The organism is Pseudoalteromonas luteoviolacea, from assembly GCF_000814765.1.
Classification (GTDB): domain Bacteria; phylum Pseudomonadota; class Gammaproteobacteria; order Enterobacterales; family Alteromonadaceae; genus Pseudoalteromonas; species Pseudoalteromonas luteoviolacea_H.
In genome coordinates this window covers 147848-165927 of sequence record NZ_JWIC01000006.1, presented here as the reverse complement: position 1 = coordinate 165927, position 18080 = coordinate 147848, and the positions used below count along the sequence as shown (strand labels likewise).

Here is an 18080-nt window from a genome sequence, read left to right as displayed (position 1 = left end):
TATATCAACCTCGCTAGTCAGCTATCTCAATAATGCCTGCTTGCAGCACGATGACCTTCGGCTCATCCTGTTGTAAAACAAGTACAAAACTATCACCATTATTCAAACTAATAGCAGAGGAAAGCTGTCCTGTCATGGAGACTGAGAAGTTTTGATAACCAACAGAGTTAAACGTCGTATCGAAGGTGCCAGCATCATCCGCCAGTTTAACCCGAGCGATGTAAATGCCTTGACCGCTTGATTCTTGAAGGAATAAGACTAACTCCCCAGTGCTTTGCACCCAACCTTGTTTAACCACAACTGCAGTTGTACCTAACTGTTCAAATATCAATACACCGCCTGAACCAAATGAACTGTCAATAGAGCCATCAGTATTCACTCTCAACACAAAGTTTTTGCTGCCACCCGTACCGAATATGACAAACTTCCCTTGCGAATCAACAAACGAGCCCTTTAAGTCCATCGTTTCGCCAGATACCAGTCCAATGTCTAAAGCCGATACTCCTGCAGTTCCAAACGATGTATCTAGATCACCTGTTAAATTAGATTTAGCTAAAATCACACGAGGTTCACTAAATACTTGTTCATCAGTGCCAATACCCACTAATTCAGTCGCTGACACAGGGTGTATAAAATCAATCCCTCTAGCCGTAGTACCGCAAGAAACTTCACTGGGAACAGGGTATTGGAAATGCCCTAACATCAAACCAACACTCGAATAGAAAAATGCATGGCTCTGGTCAATGCAGCCGTCATTAATTTTCGCAAATGCGATAAAATCTGTGGTCGGTAATGTATACAACTTAGTTACTTCAATTGTACTGCCCGTGCCTCCATAAGCAGAGGCGGAAATACCAATAGCAGTTGCACTACTGCCAGGTATGAAGTCAAAGTCTTGCTGGCCATCATTTTTGACGTTCACAATAACCGCTTGATCAACCGTCTGATTGCCTGCCAGTAAGATGTTGCCTGCCAACGCTTCTACAGCAGTGGTGGTCGTGACTGAAGTACTCAGCGCGAGCTGCATTTTGCCAAGATTACCAAAACTAGCCACTCCCTTACCTGTATTATCTAATTTGTAGACATAAGGCACTTCGCTGTTTTGCCAAGTCGATGCATTCCCTGTCAGAAGCAATTGACTCGATGAAGACTGAACGCTTAGCCCCTCAGTAAAGGACTCGTTTGCATCCCCTGTATCTAAATTGACTTCGCCTGCTGAACCAAAGTTGCCGTTTAAAGCTGCGCTGAGCGTAAACTCACCCATCCATTGAGAATAGAAAAAGTTATTTCCTACAGAGCGATACTGATAACCATAAACAAAGAGTCCCTGACTAGTACGATGCCAATCAACTGGGGCCAACAAAAATTGTCTATAGGCTGTAGGCCCACCAGACTCAGGTAACCAACTTGTATCTATAACACCGTTTAAGTCTGTTCTAAATAGCTGTACTGCGTTAGAAGACGTGCTGAATTGCCCTCGGCCAATCCCTACATAGTAATGTGTATCATCCGCATACAAGCCAAAGCCATAAGCATTCCATACTGAAAAGTCCTGTCCATCAATGCCGGATGCGGGTAGCTGATTGAGCTCATATAAAATATAACCGGTAGAATTGAATGAGGTATCCATTGAGCCGTCGCTGTTCAATCGCATTACAAATACCGATTTATCACTACCACCAGACAGGTAAGAGTCTCCGGTTAGCAGCAGCTTGCCATCACTCAACTGAATAACATCATGTACTTGATTGTCAAAAGCCGCGCTATCAATATCAATTTGTAAGAATCCAGCTGACTGGAAGCTGGTGTCAATTGCTAAGGTTTCCTCTATCACTCTTACAAATAACAGGTCTTTATTTCCCGCCTCTGACATAACTTCGCCAAAGACCAGTAAGTTACTGCCCAAATCGATCATACCGTCAGCGTATTGAGAAGAGCTAGGCGCAATATCCAGTGACGATGTTATGTTCCCAGTGGTATCAACTCGAGTAAGCTTGATACTGGTATTTTCACCCACCGCAACATTACTTAGCACAGTGACAATCTGAGCATCATCTACCGAAATAGATATCGGCGTTACTCGTCCACCGGTTGTGAGCGGCAATTTTGTATAACCTGAGCCTGCACCATAAGATGTATCGTGCACACCCGAAGCTGTCAGCCTAAATATTAATAATTCTTGTGCTTCTGTTGCACCAAAATCAGCATATCCTGCAACGTAAATGCGATTACTGCTGTCTACAGCAACAGCCTTCGCGACTATATTTTGTGGCTGATCAGCAACTTCAATCCCAAAATAACTGGTAAATACCCCCTGGCTAGCAAAGCTTGTATCAGGATGTCCATCAGGCAGCACTTTGGTTATCGATGCACGATGGATATTTCTAACTAGGGTTTCATTCCAATACCCTACTCCACCAACAACCAGCAAAGTACCATCACTGAGCAATAAAGATTGGCCGGCTTCATGAGACTCCATTGACGCGCGAAGTCTCACCACCTTTTCACCATCTGAGCCAAACGTAGTGAGTTTGTTTGCAACATACGTTGTTTGCGCAACACTCACATTAATCGTTATTTGTGCCGACGCACACAAAGCAGGAGAGATGTCGTCACATACTTCAACAGTAAGCGTATAAACCGCTTCACCATTGCTACTGATTTGGCTCGCATTAGCAACCGTCACTTGGCCATTACTTGCGATTGAAAATAGACTGGCGTTTGTGCCACTCAATGTATAGCTGATGTTATCACCATCCGGATCAGATGCGCTTACCTGCAATACAAGGTCGCCATTAGACACGTCGGTATCAATGTTTGCTGAATTGGGTGATACCGTCGGTGGATAATTTTTTGGTAACACTGTGATGGTCACAGTTGCCACATTCGATGTCTCACCTAAGTTATTCATAACTTGATACGTAAAGCCATCAGTGCCAACAAAGTTAGTCACAGGAATGTAACTAATGTAGCCTGTAGAAGAGTCAATAAAAGTTGAACCATGGGCGACAGCGCTAATTATCTCAATACTTGATAAATTTAATATTTGCCCTTTGGCGTCATCATTAGTGAGCACATCTATCATTACAGACGTGTTCTTATCAAGTGACGCTGCATCTGCATTGGCAATTGGCGTGGTATCTGGTTCAACAATATTTATAGAAACAAGTGCGATATTAGAGAGTGCACCAACATTATCTCTAACGCGGTATGAGAAACTATCTGTGCCAACCGCCGTACCTGTGTGCATGTACAAAATCTCTCCGGCAGACCCAATATTAACCGTACCTTTGCTTGGATTTGCAATAACCTCTACCGTACTCGCATCAATTGTACCATCTGAGTCGGTATCATTTTCTAGCACTGCAACAGTCACTGACGTACCAATTTCAACCTGTGCACTATCTGCGTTTGCGACAGGTGCCTGATTGACAGCTTGCACTGTCACAGTAACAGAGGCAATATTAGAAAACTGGTTTTCATTGTCTTGTACACGGTATTGGAATGAATCTGTACCAGAAAACCCTGAACTTGGGGTATAAACCAACACACTGTCGCTCGCATTTAAAGTCACTTGCCCATTGGAGGGGTTCGTTGTGATTTCAATCGAATCAAACACCAATGTGCCATCTGAGTCTGAATCATTCGCGAGTACATCAATATCTACAGGGACATCTTGGGAAGTGCTGGCAGTATCATTCACCGCCATTGGTGCGGTATTCTCCCCTGTAACAAAGATTTGAACAAACGCCTCGTTTGATTTTGCACCTTCATTATCATCTACCGTGTAAACAAAATAATCAGAGCCACGGTAATTGGCATCGCTTTGATATATAAATTGCCCTGTACTTGAATCAAAAGTGACGCTGCCATGCATGGGCTGCATCACGATTTCTAATGTCGATAAAACGAGTTCACCATCTTTATCACTGTCATTGCTTGTGACATTTATTGCTGTTGGCTGACCCTGTGCAACTTCAATAGAATCATCCATGGCCATGGGTGGGTCATTCACACTCACAACGTTGATAACACCAAATGCACTTGCACTCAAACCAGCTTCATTGGTTATGGTATATATGAAGTAATCTTGACCTGCAAAGTCAGCATTAGGGACATATCTAAAACCTCCCTCTTCAGTCAACTCCAACGAACCGCTGATTGTCGTCGTCTCTATACTAATTGACACAGAACTAAGCGTTTCATCAGTATCATTTTCTAAAATGCCAGGCGAGCTGACAGATAAAATGAAGTCTTCACTCGTCTCAAACGCATCATTAACCGCAACAGGCGGAATACTAGTAACGTCATCTTGCACAGAGATAAAGACTTCAGCCAGTTGCACCTCACCCTCGTTACTGCGTACCCGGTATACAAATGAGTCTTCACCTATAAATTCACTATTCGGTACATACGTGAAGCTGCCTTCAGCGTTAAGCGTCAAAACACCATTGGTTACATTTCGCTCTGGCTGGGTATCAATTTGCAGCGATTGATTTAATAAATGCACATCATTGACTAGTACCCCTCTGCCAGAGACAGCTAACTCTGTGTTTTTCTCAACCCTGTAAGTGTTGTTAAGTGTCAATATTGAGATTCTTACAGCTTCTATTTGTAAAGTCACAGTCGCCTGAGCTGTCGCACCTTGTGAGTTTTGAATTTGATATACAAAGCTGTCAGTACCAAAAAAGCTATCACTCGGGGTGTATGTAAAGTTACCATTTGCAGAAATATTAACTGTACCACTGGATGGTGCCGTGACCAGGTTGCTCACAACCTCGATGGGTCCAAAGCCCAAGTCTAAGTCATTAGTTAAAACATTGCCCGAAATCGATTCAAACTGTAAACCAGTAAAGTCGTCATTATTAGCAATCGGTGGAGTTTGTTCGGTCGCAGGGAGTAATATTGATTCGCTGAATGCACTTTCACCACTGCCATCAATACCCGTAACTAAAACATAGTAATGCTTTTTAGGCTCTAAACCTGAAAATGACTGAGAAGTATTTGATAATGCAACAAATCGATTATTCGCAGGGATCGCATTGATTGCAGATCGGCTGTTAATCGGTTCCTCTGAGAGATAAACATTATATCTCAGTGCACTTTCAAGCGGCTGCCAATTAATTTCGACAGAGCCATCTTCTTGTCTTTGCGCAGGCTCCACCACCACACTTTGCGGCTGCCAATTAAACTGCTTTATGGCCACCACACTCAGGTTACCATTCAGATCCTCAACCCATACCTGCAGGTTGACGGTGCCTCTAGACTGACCGAAATCATATGGATTGACACCAGTTTGAGTAAATTTGAACGGAGAGACACAGTTTTCACTACATAATTCTATCGCCTGTTCAGCATTATCAAAGCCCAACAAAACACGGCCAATACCGTCAGGATCTTCAATATTATCAACGGCAACTGTGATATTACCACGCTCAGTAACCTCTCCTTGTGGGTGAGTCAGATCGCCTGTCCCGTTAATCATCAACTCATCTACTACTTGCGTGGCCCCTAATCGTGCATGCCTAAATTTGGGCTGATAAGAAAAATCTACGACGACAGGTGCATTCGAAGACGTGTTTGAACTTGAGTTGTTGGGCAGTTCAACTGCCCCAGAGGTATTACCAGCTTGTTGAAGTGGTTCGCTATCGCCTCCACCACCACAACCTGCCATCGCGACTGCGAATGTGAGTGCGATAAGACTACGTAATATTACGCTTAGGTTCATCATGTTTCTCCTAAGGCTGACCTAAGAGAAAGTCGCCTCGAGCAGAAACACTCGGATTGTCTATTTCTCTTAAATTAAAATTACCACTTAGCTTATCAAGTCCATCTATAAATCGACTTTGAATGGTCCCATCAGCTAGGTTATTACCATGAGAGGCAAAATTAACACCGAGATCCATGCCTTCGGTCGTGATCAAGCCATTAAATGCTGCAAACCACTCACCACCAGAATCTTGAAAGGACAAAGCACCTTGCTCAACAGTTCCTCTGTCAAAATTAACCGTCATTTGCATATTAATGGCCGTGACAGCGCCAAGACTTGAGCTGGCGTCTATGCTTTCAAGTACTGTGTAAGCGGTACTTCCCGTTCGCTCGGAAATCAACTCGCTAATATCTTCAGTTCCCAAACTATCTAACTCTTGCTCATTGATGTACTCATTTTGTGATACATCATTGGCCACTTGAGAAAAACTCCCTTCTAATATCGGTGTGGGCTGTTCAGTTGGGTCTAATTCCGCACTCGCAACCGTAGTACCTTGCTCTTCTGTGTCATTTGACTGTGCAGATTCACTGACTGAGGAAGACAGAGAAGACAGTTCTGAAGGTGGTTTGAGTAATGATGTAACGGCGCCACTTTCACTCACTTTTGCAAAAGAAAAATCTCCGCCTTTACCCAGTAATACGGGCCCTTCAGCTCCTGTCGCATTACTCATATCCACTTCAATGGTCCCATCCCAAACAGCCAAGAATAGTTCGTTATTTTTCCACTCGACTTCATAATGTGTGCCACGGATCCCGATACTGCCAACGGGTGTTTTCAGTTTATAGTTGCTCTTATCACCTTTTATTTCACCTGTGATAGTACGCAGCCCACCCGAAATAAGCTCCATCACCACAGAGCCTCCTTCAGCACCACCCAGATTATATTCTTCAATCTTCAATTGAGTCTGAGCTTTGAGCGCAATCAGTGCGCCGTCCTGCATTCTAAGTTGGGCCTGACTTGATTCGCCCGTATTGACAACATCGACATCATATATCGGGCTACGCCTTTTCAAGGCTCTGTTCGATTCATTGCTGGTATCAGTGGCAATAACGTTACCACGAGACATGATAGTTTTACCGGCTTGGTCAGCAACAGCGCAAAATGGCAAAGTCAACGCTAAAGCCATTGCAGTTGATACAAGGGTAAAGGTAGCAATCAACTTAAAATTAGAATTCATAACGGACTCCCGTGAACCATTCTGTTCTATCGTAGCTATATAAGGTAATTGAGCTATGTTTGTCATAATAAGAAGCTGATAAATCAATACTCAACGCTTGGCTCCATTTGTATCGCCAATTTAAATTCAAGATCACGAGCTCTTCATTTCTTGTCGATAAGAAAAGAGGATGATCTGCACGATGCTCAATATCCCTGTATTGCGCTTTAAAGCTCAGCAACCCCTTTTCACCGGTTTTATGGCTAACCGAACCCGAGATAAAGTTATAGTCCCGACCGTAATGTTCACCCTCTTCATACCTTGCAGGCTGCCAGGTGTAACCCATATCCATTCTCAGCAGCCATAATGCAGAAGAATATCCTGCGGAGCCTTGAATGGTGTAAATACGACTATCGAGATTCCGGTCTTGAACATTGTTTTGAGAAAAAACAAAACTGCTTAACGCAGTGAAATATTGGGGAGTTATGTTGTATTGAACAGATCCATACAAGCCAATATCTTGTTGGTAGGTATTATCGTCGAGCGTTAAAACTCCAAACTGGCCACCAGTTGACAACGTTAAACTCTCTTTTTTATGCTCATAGCCAAACCTGATTGACCCTTGGTATCTATCGTACTGGTCGGCGTCTTTATGGCGTTGATCGGAGAAGTTAACGTCCAGTTTCCAGCCTTGATATTGTGTTTGCTGCCAACTACCCCGAAAGCGATATTTAAACCGCATGAAGTTGTCTGATGTTTTCAAACTGCTCTGACCTAGTGTGAGAGGCAACCCACCTATGACTATTCTGTCATCCAGTGCACCGCTATTCACATTGGAGTCATGGCCCAGTGCAAGCGAGATTGCGTGGCTAAATGACTGTTCAAGCTTTTGCGTATTTCGCTCAACCGCGTCTAACGCCCGACTTATCCGCTCACGCATTGCCGGGCTTAACTGCGCATTTAACAAATTTGAAAAAACGCCACTGGCTTGACTATAGTTTTTTTGTTTCGCATACGTTAGTCCCAGCAAATAATGACTGGGAATGTGCTCAGGCCAGCTAACTAGCACTCGTTCCAGCGCGAAAATAGCTTCATCATATTTAGCGTGCTCTAACGCGGCTTGCGCATAAAGAAAATCAAAATTCGGCTCGCCAGCCCACTCATCAATTTCCGCTTCCGCTTTTTGATATGCTGACCGGTAGTTTTTTTGAATTAAGTGAGCATTAATTTCGTTGAGAATTTTTTTCAAGCTCTCATCAGATTGAGATGAACTGTCCAGTGCCAAGCATATTGAGCTAACCAAGCTGGCAAGGGTTATAAATACGTACTGTGCGCATCGAAGTACTAGTGACATAGCTAATCACCTATCATTGGTTATCGTATGTTCATCACTACCTACTTCAAGCAAGACCGCTTAATCCTAATTCAAGACCCGCTAGCAACTAGAACACTAAACATGCCTAGATAGAGATAAGCAAAGTATAATCAACGATGTTAAAAATTCACTTTTGATTTTGGGTACATTTTCAATTGATTTAAAACAGTGCAATTTAGACAACTATTGGGCAAGGCAAAGAATATAAATCTCAAGGTCGCGAGATGAGAATGCCCAAATGCCAGCAAGGTGATAAATGACCGATATTAGATTTTAAAGGCGCTATTAAAGAGACTAAACATGGGGAACAGAGGCCGTATAAGCTTGAAATCGGCCAAATTCACTCGATACTTTTTAGGCCACCCACAATAAGTAGCCCTCACTTGAATGGCAGACCCCCTTTATGCAACAAGGAGGTTCACTGGATTTCTAGCCTCTTTGAAAGTCATACACGGATCCAAGTTGTAAGATCTGTGTTAGTTCATCTAAGGCCGAGTAACTCTCTAACAATAACGTATGATCTGCTAAATCGTACTCACTCAACTGGTCGCGATAATGCTTGTTTATCCACGCAGATAACCTTAAATAAAGTTGCTCATCCAACAAACAAGCTTGATTCGCGGCTTTGAGTTCAAGCTCAGATAAAACCACACGTAACCGTAAACAAGCGGGTCCACCTCCATTTTGCATACTTTGCTTAACGTCAAGATAAATAACATCATTAACTGGGTTACTGGCCTGCTTGAGCGCACTCAAATACGTTTCAACTTCATTAATTTTTTGACATTCGCTTGGAGCGATCAGCGCCATTCCTCCGCTCGGCAAACTCACCAGTTGACTATTAAAAATATAACTTTGCACCGCCTGCTCGACACTGACATCATTACTAGATACTTCGATTAAGTGCAGGGGCCGACTGCCCTTATAAGCTTCTCGAATTTTTTTAACCGAAGTTTGTTGATCATAAAACGCCTGTTCATGAAATAAAAAGACATTCTCATTCCCTATCGCTATCACATCATTATGAAATACCCCTGCATCTATCACATCCGGATTTTGCTGAATAAACAAGCAGTTTTCGGGTTTTATCATATGACTACGAGCTATTGCTTCACTTGCCTGACGCGTTTGTCTAGCTGGAAATTTAGATGGTCTGATGTCGCTTTGGTTATCTTGTCCATAGACAAACAGAGCTAAACCGGAGTGATTATATGAGTCTGCCAAACGCGTATGGTTTGCCGCCCCTTCATCACCAAAAAGAGGGTGCTGTGGCAACGGTTGATGATGAACGAAATATCCTTCATCTTTAAAAACTTGTTGTAAAATGCGTGAAGTTGTCTCTACCTCAATGGCGCGGTGTAATTTATTGTTCAAATTTGCGGGTGTAAAGTGGACCTTTTTATCCTGAGCATCGCAGCTTGGTGTAACCGTTGCCGCATTTGCAGTCCACATCGACGACGCTGAATAACATGCTTTAAGTAATTGAGGTTCTACTTTTGCAGCTTTAGCAATGACTTCACCATCAGAACCACTAAACCCCAATGCACGCAGCGTTTTTAAATCTGGGCGAGCATTTGGTGCCAACACCCCTTGATGTAAACCCAGTTGTGCTAAAGCATACATTTTGTCGAGTCCTTGCAATGCCGCCTGTTTAGGATTAGAGAATTTTTTTGCATTGGCTTTTGAAGCGACATTTCCATATGACAGGCCTGCGTAATTATGTGATGGCCCGACAAGTCCATCGAAATTAACTTCATAGAAGTTCATTATTGCCCCCTTTTGGTGCATTTTGCACAATTTTAGTTAGATTCATTCTGTTGATAAGCTCGCATTTACCTGCTTAATAACGAGGTAACCTGAGATACTGCTAGCAAAACCTGCTAACAGCATAGAGCATCAAGTTTAGTGCCAAATTGAAATATAGGAGGAAATTATGGATACATTCAGAACATATGTAATATAAAATACATGAATATTAATTTATATATATTGACAAAATGAGGGTTATGAGTTGGTCTGCTGTTTGTGTAGTTGCCACCCGCCCAATGCATAGCTCATACCGATTGACAAACATATTAAAGAACTCACCAGCCAAAACGTGAATGAGTTTTCAGGAAACAAAGGCATAATAAACGGGAAAGCAACCCCACGCCCAATAAAGACTAATGCAACCATAAAGATAACCGTTCTTAAGAAAGGTAATCGACGTACAACGCCAGCACCAGATAGCGCAAAAATACCCCATACACTTAATGCAGAAGCAATGACCAAAGTTGTCAACGTAGGCTCCAGTTTACCCGCCTCAGCCATCTTAGCCATGTGCTCTCCCGCCCCAAAAAATCGATACCAAGGTGCGCCAAATATAATGCAACCGAGATGTAAAAATGCGGCCAGAAAACTGGAATAAGCAGCAAACAATAAATATTTATTTTTCATACAGCACCCTAAATATAAATATTAAACCTATATTTTATAATAAATTAAAAAACAAATAGATACACTGACAATATCATTTTTATATTAATCATTTACGTTTTAGCCGTTTTAAAAACCCATCTGTTACCAAGATAAGCTTCGAATTGAGATAGATACTGAGTATACTATTGACATGTAAGTAGTATTGAAGGTACAAGCAATGAGACCAGATTGGGACGAATACTTCATTGATTTAGTTGACAGTGTTGGACAAAGAGCCACCTGTGATAGAGGTAAATCAGGCTGTATTATAGTTAAAGATAAAAGAATAATATCAACAGGTTATGTGGGTTCGCCCTCTGGTTTGCCACACTGTGATGATGTCGGTCACCTGATGAAACAAGTCACCGATAGCGATGGCACCACAAGACAACACTGTGTACGTACAATTCATGCAGAACAAAACGCAATCTGCCAAGCCGCTCGCTATGGCGTACCATTAGATGGCGCAACATTGTACTGCACTATGGAACCATGTCGTGTATGCGCGATGTTAATCATCAGTTGTGGGATTTCAAAAGTCGTTGCAAAAAAGCGTTACCATGCAGCACAAGAGACTAGAGATATGTTTGAAATGGCCGGTGTGGAACTTGTTGTAATAGAACAAGAAATCGCAACCTACGACGATCAATAAACTAAATATAGAGGCGTGGTTGGTAAGACAATCACGCCTCTACACCTATTTAAGCCATAGACACTCTGTCGAAGACATTTTTATTAAAATTTTCTCCCGTTATACCATGACACTTTGCTCTGTCATGATTAATTCTTTTATTTGCTTCTTTCAATTGATTAATAAACTCATCAATTTGGACATTATAATATTTAAATACGCCCCGAGTTAAAGCAAGATTAACGTCCTTTTTATTGACCTCATCAGATGCACAAAACTGATGCTGAAAGAGTACCTGCGTAGGTGAATCTAATGACTTGTTAAATCTAAATACGGCGGCGTTATCAATGGCCTTAACCCGGGTTTGATTGCCCAGTCTTTCCCATCCCACAGCGCAAACAGAGAACGTAAACTCTTCGCCAAACTCGTGCACAAGTTCCTCTAATGGATCAGATGCGTTTTTCATAAATAAATTGATATCAAACGCATCAATACTCACCATCCCGTAGCAAGATTTATAACGTAATTGCAAAGTATTCAATAAATAAAAAACTTCACCTGTACTTTGCCAAATTGGCTCGACAACACTTCGTACAATTGGCTTAGTAACACCTGTTCCCAGTAGCTTTAACATCCACTTTTTCATCAGCACCTCCAATTTGAATACCACAACTGTAAATGATAACAATTCTTATTGCTATTATTATTTAATGATCATAAGCTAAAAACATGAGTTACCTGATGTGCTCGTAAAACAGCACCCAACAACAACAATCGATGACAAATTTGGAGGTTGAAAATGCGCCTTATCATCGGCATTCGTAACTTTGTCTTAAAGCTACTATACAGAGCGGTCCGTCCGCTGATATTCCTGATGGACCCAGAAGATGCTCACTACATGTTTAAACGCGTCGGAGTGATACTGGGCTCAAACTTTCTAACCCGCTGGCTCACTTCTTTTTTCTTCAACTACGGGCATCGTAGCCTGAAGATTGAAGTTGATGGTATTAAATATAGAAACCCGATAGGTTTATCCGCAGGCTTTGACAAAGATGGTGAATTAACCAAGATTTACCCATCGATTGGATTTGGCTTAGCTGAACTTGGTTCATTTACTGGTGAAGTTTGCCCAGGAAACCCGGGCAAGCGCTTATTTAGAATGGTCAAGTCAAAATCAATTCTCGTTTGGTATGGTCTGAATAATCAAGGCGCTGAAAAAATTTCATCACGATTAAAAGGGGTGAATTTTGGTAAATTAAAAGTCGGGATAAACGCTGCTAAATCGAATATAACGCCGGAGTTTGATCTGCAAGACTCTATCGAAGACTACACCAAAACAATGGAACTATTCAAAGATATTGGAGATTACTACACCATCAACATCAGCTGCCCGAATACGCAAGATGGCGAACCATTTGTTGACAAAGACAATCTAGACGCATTACTTGTCGCGGTAAACAAGCACAGAGTTGAAGGCCGCCCTATCTACGTCAAACTTGCGGCAGACATGACTTTAGATGAAATTAACATCATTGTTGATGCGTGTGTTGAGCATAAAATGGACGGTGTTGTATTAACTAACCTAGCAAAGCCAAAGTTCAACCAAGAATATGTCAAAGAAGAGCTGCCTTTCCACAAAGGCGCTATGAGTGGCCTGCCACTTCAGCGTATTTCTACCAACGTGATAAGACACGTTTATAGAAGAACTCGCGGAAAACTGACAATCATTGGCGTGGGTGGCGTGTTCACAGCCAAAGATGCTTATGAAAAAATAACGTCTGGTGCAAGCATCTTGCATATGATTTCAACACTCATATTTGACGGCCCACAAAATATTAGCGAGATCAATCGTGGGCTTGTCAAATTGTTGAAGGCCGATGGCTTTAATTCTATCGAAGAAGCGGTTGGTTCAAGAAACCCGCTGCCTAAACTAAAGGCAGTCAAGGACGAAGAAGCTAACAAGGAAGTGAGCTCTGCAGCATAAGTTGCAACCAAAAGTTGATGCTACGAGTGGTGATAACTTTTTCATTCTCCAAAGTTTATCACCACTATTTTTACCGAGACTCTGTGAGGTCAATCTGGTATTGGCGATGCTAAATTCGAGCTGTCAGCTAAAAATTGTGCTTTTGGGTGACCTTCGAGTTGGGTTTCAACCTTATGTGTTTGAGACCGCTCAACGTCGATAATAATGATTACGTCACCGGCATCTAAGTGCTCATTGACGAGTAATTGAAAATATTCATCGAATGATTTGCCAGCGAGTTTTACAATGAACATAACCACAAAGCCCCCAATAATACTTGCGGCAAGTGCTTGTAATAGAAATTTATTGGTTAAATCGGTAAAAAAATACATAAATGTGAGCAACGCTAAAGCGGTCGCCCCTGCGAGCAAAAAAGCGCGCTTTCTTGCAGACAAAATTTGCGTTTTCTCTATCTGAGTAGAGCCGTGCAAATGATGCGTTTTAATCCCGCTTTCATCCCGAGATAGTACGTAAAAATGGTGATCATCAATGCCTAACTGATGTACTTCGTCCGAAATCATTTCTGCATCATCCAAGCTATCAGTGGAATAAAATAGTCTTTTCATATCGCACGCTCCAGAATTATTTTTGACGGTGTCAATACGAAGTCTAGACATAAATCGCTCAAAAAACATCTAAATTTGAATTTAGAACGTATTGATGTAGGTCAAGTCAATCTTGAATTTTAACTGTATTCCCTATAACATTCTCCTCCGAGAGGGGTGTAAATGGAAACAGTTCTCAATTGCATTAATCTCGTTAATTTATTCAGGCAGGTAATGGGGTAATTACCCGCGATATCAAGTAGGTTGAATATGCTGAAAAAGTCCTTGTCACTCGTAATGATTTTTACGATGGCGTTTCTTCTAACAGGTTGTGAGCTTGCGCTTTTTGACCCTGCGGGTCCAATTGGTGAGCAGGCGAAAGACCTGATTATAATCTCTGTGGCTTTATTACTTATTGTAATAATCCCTGTATTATTTATGTCTATTTACTTCCCGTACAAGTATCGTACTAGCAATAAAAAAGCTGAGTACAAGCCGTCGTGGGAACACTCAACAAAAATCGAACTTGTTGTTTGGATTGTGCCTTGTATGATCATCGCAGCACTTGCATATTTCACATATGTCACGTCTCACACTCTAGACCCGCGTAAGCCGCTAGGTAAAGACAAAGACACATTGACTATTCAAGTAGTGGCAATGGACTGGAAATGGCTATTCATCTATCCAGAGCAGCAAATTGCAACCGTCAACGAAATCTCAATCCCAGTAAATACGCCGGTAGAGTTCCTTATCACTTCAGATACAGTGATGAACTCATTCTTCATTCCGCGTTTGGGTAGTCAGATTTATGCGATGGCTGGTATGGAAAATAGACTTAACCTGATGGCATCTAAAGAAGGTACCTTCCGCGGTATGTCTGCCAACTACAGTGGTTTTGGTTTCTCAGGCATGAAGTTCAAAACTCACTCTGTAGATCAAGCTGGCTTCGATGCTTGGGTTAACAAAGTAAAAGCATCAGAGTATGTGCTAGACGAACCTACTTACAAAGCGCTTAGCGAGAAATCAAAAGACCATCCTGTAGTTTACTACTCGGATGTCGACCCTCTGCACTTTAAGAAAACCATAGAGAAATACACTGGGGTTCAAAATGGCAAGTAAAGCTACCATAATCACAGATCCGGATCCGCTCACGGGTAAACTGACCTGGGATTCTATTCCTGTTCATGACCCTGTTATTTTGCCAGTTATGATCTGTGCAATACTTGGCGGTATCTTCCTATTCGCACTTATTACCAAAATGGGTAAGTGGAAATACCTTTGGGAAGAATGGTTCACTTCAGTGGATCACAAAAAAATAGGTATTATGTACATCATCGCAGCGATTGTGATGCTGATCCGTGGTTTTGCGGATGCAATTATGATGCGTACTCACCAAGCGTTAGCAACCGCTGACAGCGTGGGAGCAGGCTATCTACCTCCTGAACACTATGACCAGATCTTTACTGCTCACGGTGTAATCATGATTTTCTTCGTAGCCATGCCTTTAGTTGTTGGCTTGATGAACATTGTTGTACCTCTACAAATCGGTGCGCGTGACGTTGCATTCCCATTCCTGAACTCTTTGAGCTTCTGGTTATTCGTGGTTGGTGCATTACTAGTTAACATTTCACTATTCGTTGGTGAGTTTGCTGCAACTGGTTGGTTAGCATATCCGCCGTTATCAGGTATTGAATACAGTCCCTGGGTCGGGGTCGATTATTGGCTCTGGGCACTACAGATCTCAGGTATTGGTACTCTACTAACGGGTGTTAACTTCTTCGTTACTATCATCAGAATGCGTGCGCCTGGCATGAAGCTTATGCAAATGCCTGTATTCACATGGACTTCTCTATGTGCAAACGTACTAATCATTCTGTCGTTCCCTATCCTTACTGTAACTATCACGCTTCTAACGCTAGATAGATACCTAGGTACAAACTTCTTCACTAATGACCTTGGTGGTAACCAAATGATGTATGTAAACCTCATTTGGGCATGGGGTCACCCAGAAGTTTACATTCTGATTCTACCTGCATTTGGTATTTTCTCTGAAATTGCAGCTACATTCTCTCGTAAGCGTCTGTTCGGTTATACATCACTTGTATGGGCAACTGCCGTAATCATGGTTCTAGCAATGGTTGTATGGCTACACCACTTCTTCACCATGGGTGCAGGCTCAAGTGTAAATGCCTTCTTCGGTATTGCCACCATGATCATAGCCGTCCCCACCGGTGTTAAGATCTTCAACTGGCTATTCACTATGTACAAAGGCCGTGTTGAGTTCACAGCTTCTATGTGGTGGACATGTAGTTTCCTATTCACATTCACAATCGGTGGTATGACAGGTGTAATGCTGGCAGTACCTGCTGCTGACTTCGTACTACACAACAGCTTGTTCCTAATTGCACACTTCCACAATGTAATCATTGGTGGTGCAGTATTTGGTTACTTCGCAGGTCTTACTTACTGGTGGCCAAAAGCAACTGGTTGGATGCTGAACGAGAAACTTAACAAGCTTTCTTGTGCACTATGGACAATCGGTTTCTTCGTTGCATTCATGCCGCTATACATCCTTGGTTTCAACGGTATGACTCGTCGTCTTAACTACTATGACAACCCTGAGTGGACGCCACTACTGATCGTTGCAATGGTTGGTGCATTCATCGTTGCTGCTGGTATCGCTGTTCAGTTCTACATGGGCTACGTGAGCTTCAGAGACCGTAAGCAAAATATGGACGTAACTGGTGATCCGTGGGATGGTCGTACTCTTGAGTGGGCTACTTCGTCACCGCCTCCATTCTACAACTTTGCTAAGCTGCCTAAAATCCATGACCGTGATGAGCATCATTACAAGAAAGAGCATGGCATTGCTTACCAAAAGCCTGAGAAGTACTCAAAGATCCACATGCCTTCAAATACATGGGCTGGATTTGTGATCAGTGCATTCTCACTATCTTTAGGTTTCGGTTTCGTATGGCACATCTGGTGGATGGTTATCGCTAGCTTCATCGGTATCGTAGCTTCTTGGATTGCGTACTCATTTGATCGCAACAAAGACTACTACGTACCAGTAGATCAAGTTGAAGAAATCGAGTCAAAGCACTTGGCAGCTGTTGCAGAACACGCAGCTAATAAAGGCAAGTAGAGGAAAGTTTTAAATCATGTCAAACGATCACGTAATCGCAAACGACGCTCACGATCATCACGATGATCATGAGCATCATGATACCGGTGGTGATACTATATTCGGATTCTGGATATATATCATGAGTGACTGTATTTTGTTCGCAACTTTGTTTGCAACATATGCAGTACTAAGTGGCGGCTTCGCAGGCGGCCCAACACCAAAAGAGTTATTTGACCTTAATCTAGTTGCAGTTGGTACTGCGTTCCTACTATTCAGTAGTTTTACGTTTGGTATGGCAATGCTTCAAGCCAACCAGCGCAAGATGAAAGGCATGATCACTTGGTTGGTCATCACATTACTTCTAGGCCTTGGTTTCCTTGGCTTAGAAATGTATGAGTTCTGGCACTTCAGTACACTTGGTGCTACGCCGCAAACAAGTGGTTACTGGTCTGCATTCTATGCACTAGTAGCAACACACGGTTTGCACGTATTCGGTGGTATCATCTGGATGCTTGTTCTATTCGTTCACTTCAAGCGTGACGGATTTAGTGAAGATAACTTGGTAAGACTATCTTGCCTAAGCTTATTCTGGCACTTCCTAGACATCATCTGGATCTGTGTATTTAGCGTTGTGTACTTAGTAGGAGTGATGTAATGGGCCACACTAATAATGAACATGGCACTGGCGGTGCATCTCACGGTAGCGTTAAAGAGTACACGATAGGTTTACTTCTATCTCTAGTACTAACTGCTATTCCGTTTTTAGTTGTAATGTACGATATGGCATCTCCTGCTATCACGCTTGGGATCATCCTAGTTACAGCTATTGCACAGCTATTTGTACAACTTGTATTTTTCTTACACATGAACTCATCTTCTGAGCAAATATGGAACACTACTTCAGCCGCGTTTATTGTGTTGACAGTGGCCATAGTTGTGATTGGCTCCATTTGGATTATGGAGCACCTAAATCACAACATGCTCATGGGACATTAA

13 protein-coding genes are annotated in these 18080 nt (G+C 42.4%); 6 read left to right on the top strand and 7 right to left on the bottom strand.

Features of this window, described 5'->3' with window-relative positions; genetic code table 11:
• Positions 1-13 precede the first annotated feature (13 nt).
• From JF50_RS12230 to JF50_RS12210, 5 genes are all read right to left on the bottom strand, one after another.
• Positions 14-5731: an Ig-like domain-containing protein gene (locus JF50_RS12230; RefSeq protein WP_080760227.1), complete on the bottom strand. Its 5718-nt coding sequence runs from the start codon at positions 5729-5731 to the stop codon at positions 14-16.
• Positions 5732-5738: 7 nt separating this feature from the next.
• Positions 5739-6947, bottom strand: coding sequence for a FecR family protein (locus JF50_RS12225; protein WP_052262271.1), 1209 nt, complete (start codon positions 6945-6947; stop codon positions 5739-5741).
• Positions 6937-8280, bottom strand: coding sequence for a surface lipoprotein assembly modifier (locus JF50_RS12220; protein WP_039609749.1), 1344 nt, complete (start codon positions 8278-8280; stop codon positions 6937-6939). The genes JF50_RS12225 and JF50_RS12220 overlap by 11 nt, the downstream gene beginning before the upstream one ends.
• A gap of 450 nt (positions 8281-8730) precedes the next feature.
• A complete protein-coding gene (gene astB, locus JF50_RS12215; protein WP_039609748.1) occupies positions 8731-10068 on the bottom strand; it encodes an N-succinylarginine dihydrolase in 1338 nt (445 codons plus the stop codon).
• Between the two features lie 237 nt (positions 10069-10305).
• Entirely contained in the window at positions 10306-10737 is a 432-nt protein-coding gene (locus tag JF50_RS12210; protein ID WP_039609747.1) for a hypothetical protein, read from the bottom strand.
• Positions 10738-10936: 199 nt separating this feature from the next.
• On the opposite strand from JF50_RS12210, the gene JF50_RS12205 reads away from it, so the two are divergent.
• On the top strand, positions 10937-11410 hold the full coding sequence (locus JF50_RS12205; RefSeq protein WP_039609746.1) for a deoxycytidylate deaminase: 474 nt from the start codon (positions 10937-10939) through the stop codon (positions 11408-11410).
• A 49-nt stretch (positions 11411-11459) separates the two neighbouring features.
• On the opposite strand, the gene JF50_RS12200 is transcribed toward JF50_RS12205, so the two are convergent.
• A complete protein-coding gene (locus tag JF50_RS12200) occupies positions 11460-12035 on the bottom strand; it encodes a hypothetical protein (RefSeq protein ID WP_039609745.1) in 576 nt (191 codons plus the stop codon).
• 153 nt (positions 12036-12188) lie between these two features.
• Between JF50_RS12200 and JF50_RS12195 the strand changes: the two genes are divergently transcribed.
• Positions 12189-13373 (top strand): quinone-dependent dihydroorotate dehydrogenase, encoded by a 1185-nt coding sequence (locus tag JF50_RS12195; RefSeq protein WP_039609744.1) that lies wholly within the window; start codon positions 12189-12191, stop codon positions 13371-13373.
• 89 nt (positions 13374-13462) lie between these two features.
• Here the strand turns inward: JF50_RS12195 and JF50_RS12190 are convergent, their stop codons facing one another.
• The gene (locus JF50_RS12190) at positions 13463-13978 is read right to left on the bottom strand and encodes a hypothetical protein (RefSeq protein ID WP_039610145.1); all 516 of its coding nucleotides are present in this window, start codon (positions 13976-13978) and stop codon (positions 13463-13465) included.
• A gap of 288 nt (positions 13979-14266) precedes the next feature.
• On the opposite strand from JF50_RS12190, the gene cyoA reads away from it, so the two are divergent.
• From cyoA to cyoD, 4 genes are read left to right on the top strand one after another with little or no spacing between them, the layout of a single operon-like run.
• Complete coding sequence (gene cyoA, locus JF50_RS12185) at positions 14267-15076, top strand: ubiquinol oxidase subunit II (protein ID WP_230851852.1); 810 nt, start codon at positions 14267-14269, stop codon at positions 15074-15076.
• Positions 15066-17102 (top strand): cytochrome o ubiquinol oxidase subunit I, encoded by a 2037-nt coding sequence (gene cyoB, locus JF50_RS12180; RefSeq protein WP_052262270.1) that lies wholly within the window; start codon positions 15066-15068, stop codon positions 17100-17102. Before cyoA ends, cyoB begins: the two co-directional genes overlap by 11 nt.
• A 16-nt stretch (positions 17103-17118) precedes the next feature.
• Complete coding sequence (gene cyoC, locus JF50_RS12175; protein WP_039609742.1) at positions 17119-17739, top strand: cytochrome o ubiquinol oxidase subunit III; 621 nt, start codon at positions 17119-17121, stop codon at positions 17737-17739.
• Positions 17739-18080: a cytochrome o ubiquinol oxidase subunit IV gene (cyoD, locus tag JF50_RS12170; protein WP_039609741.1), complete on the top strand. Its 342-nt coding sequence runs from the start codon at positions 17739-17741 to the stop codon at positions 18078-18080. The genes cyoC and cyoD overlap by 1 nt, the downstream gene beginning before the upstream one ends.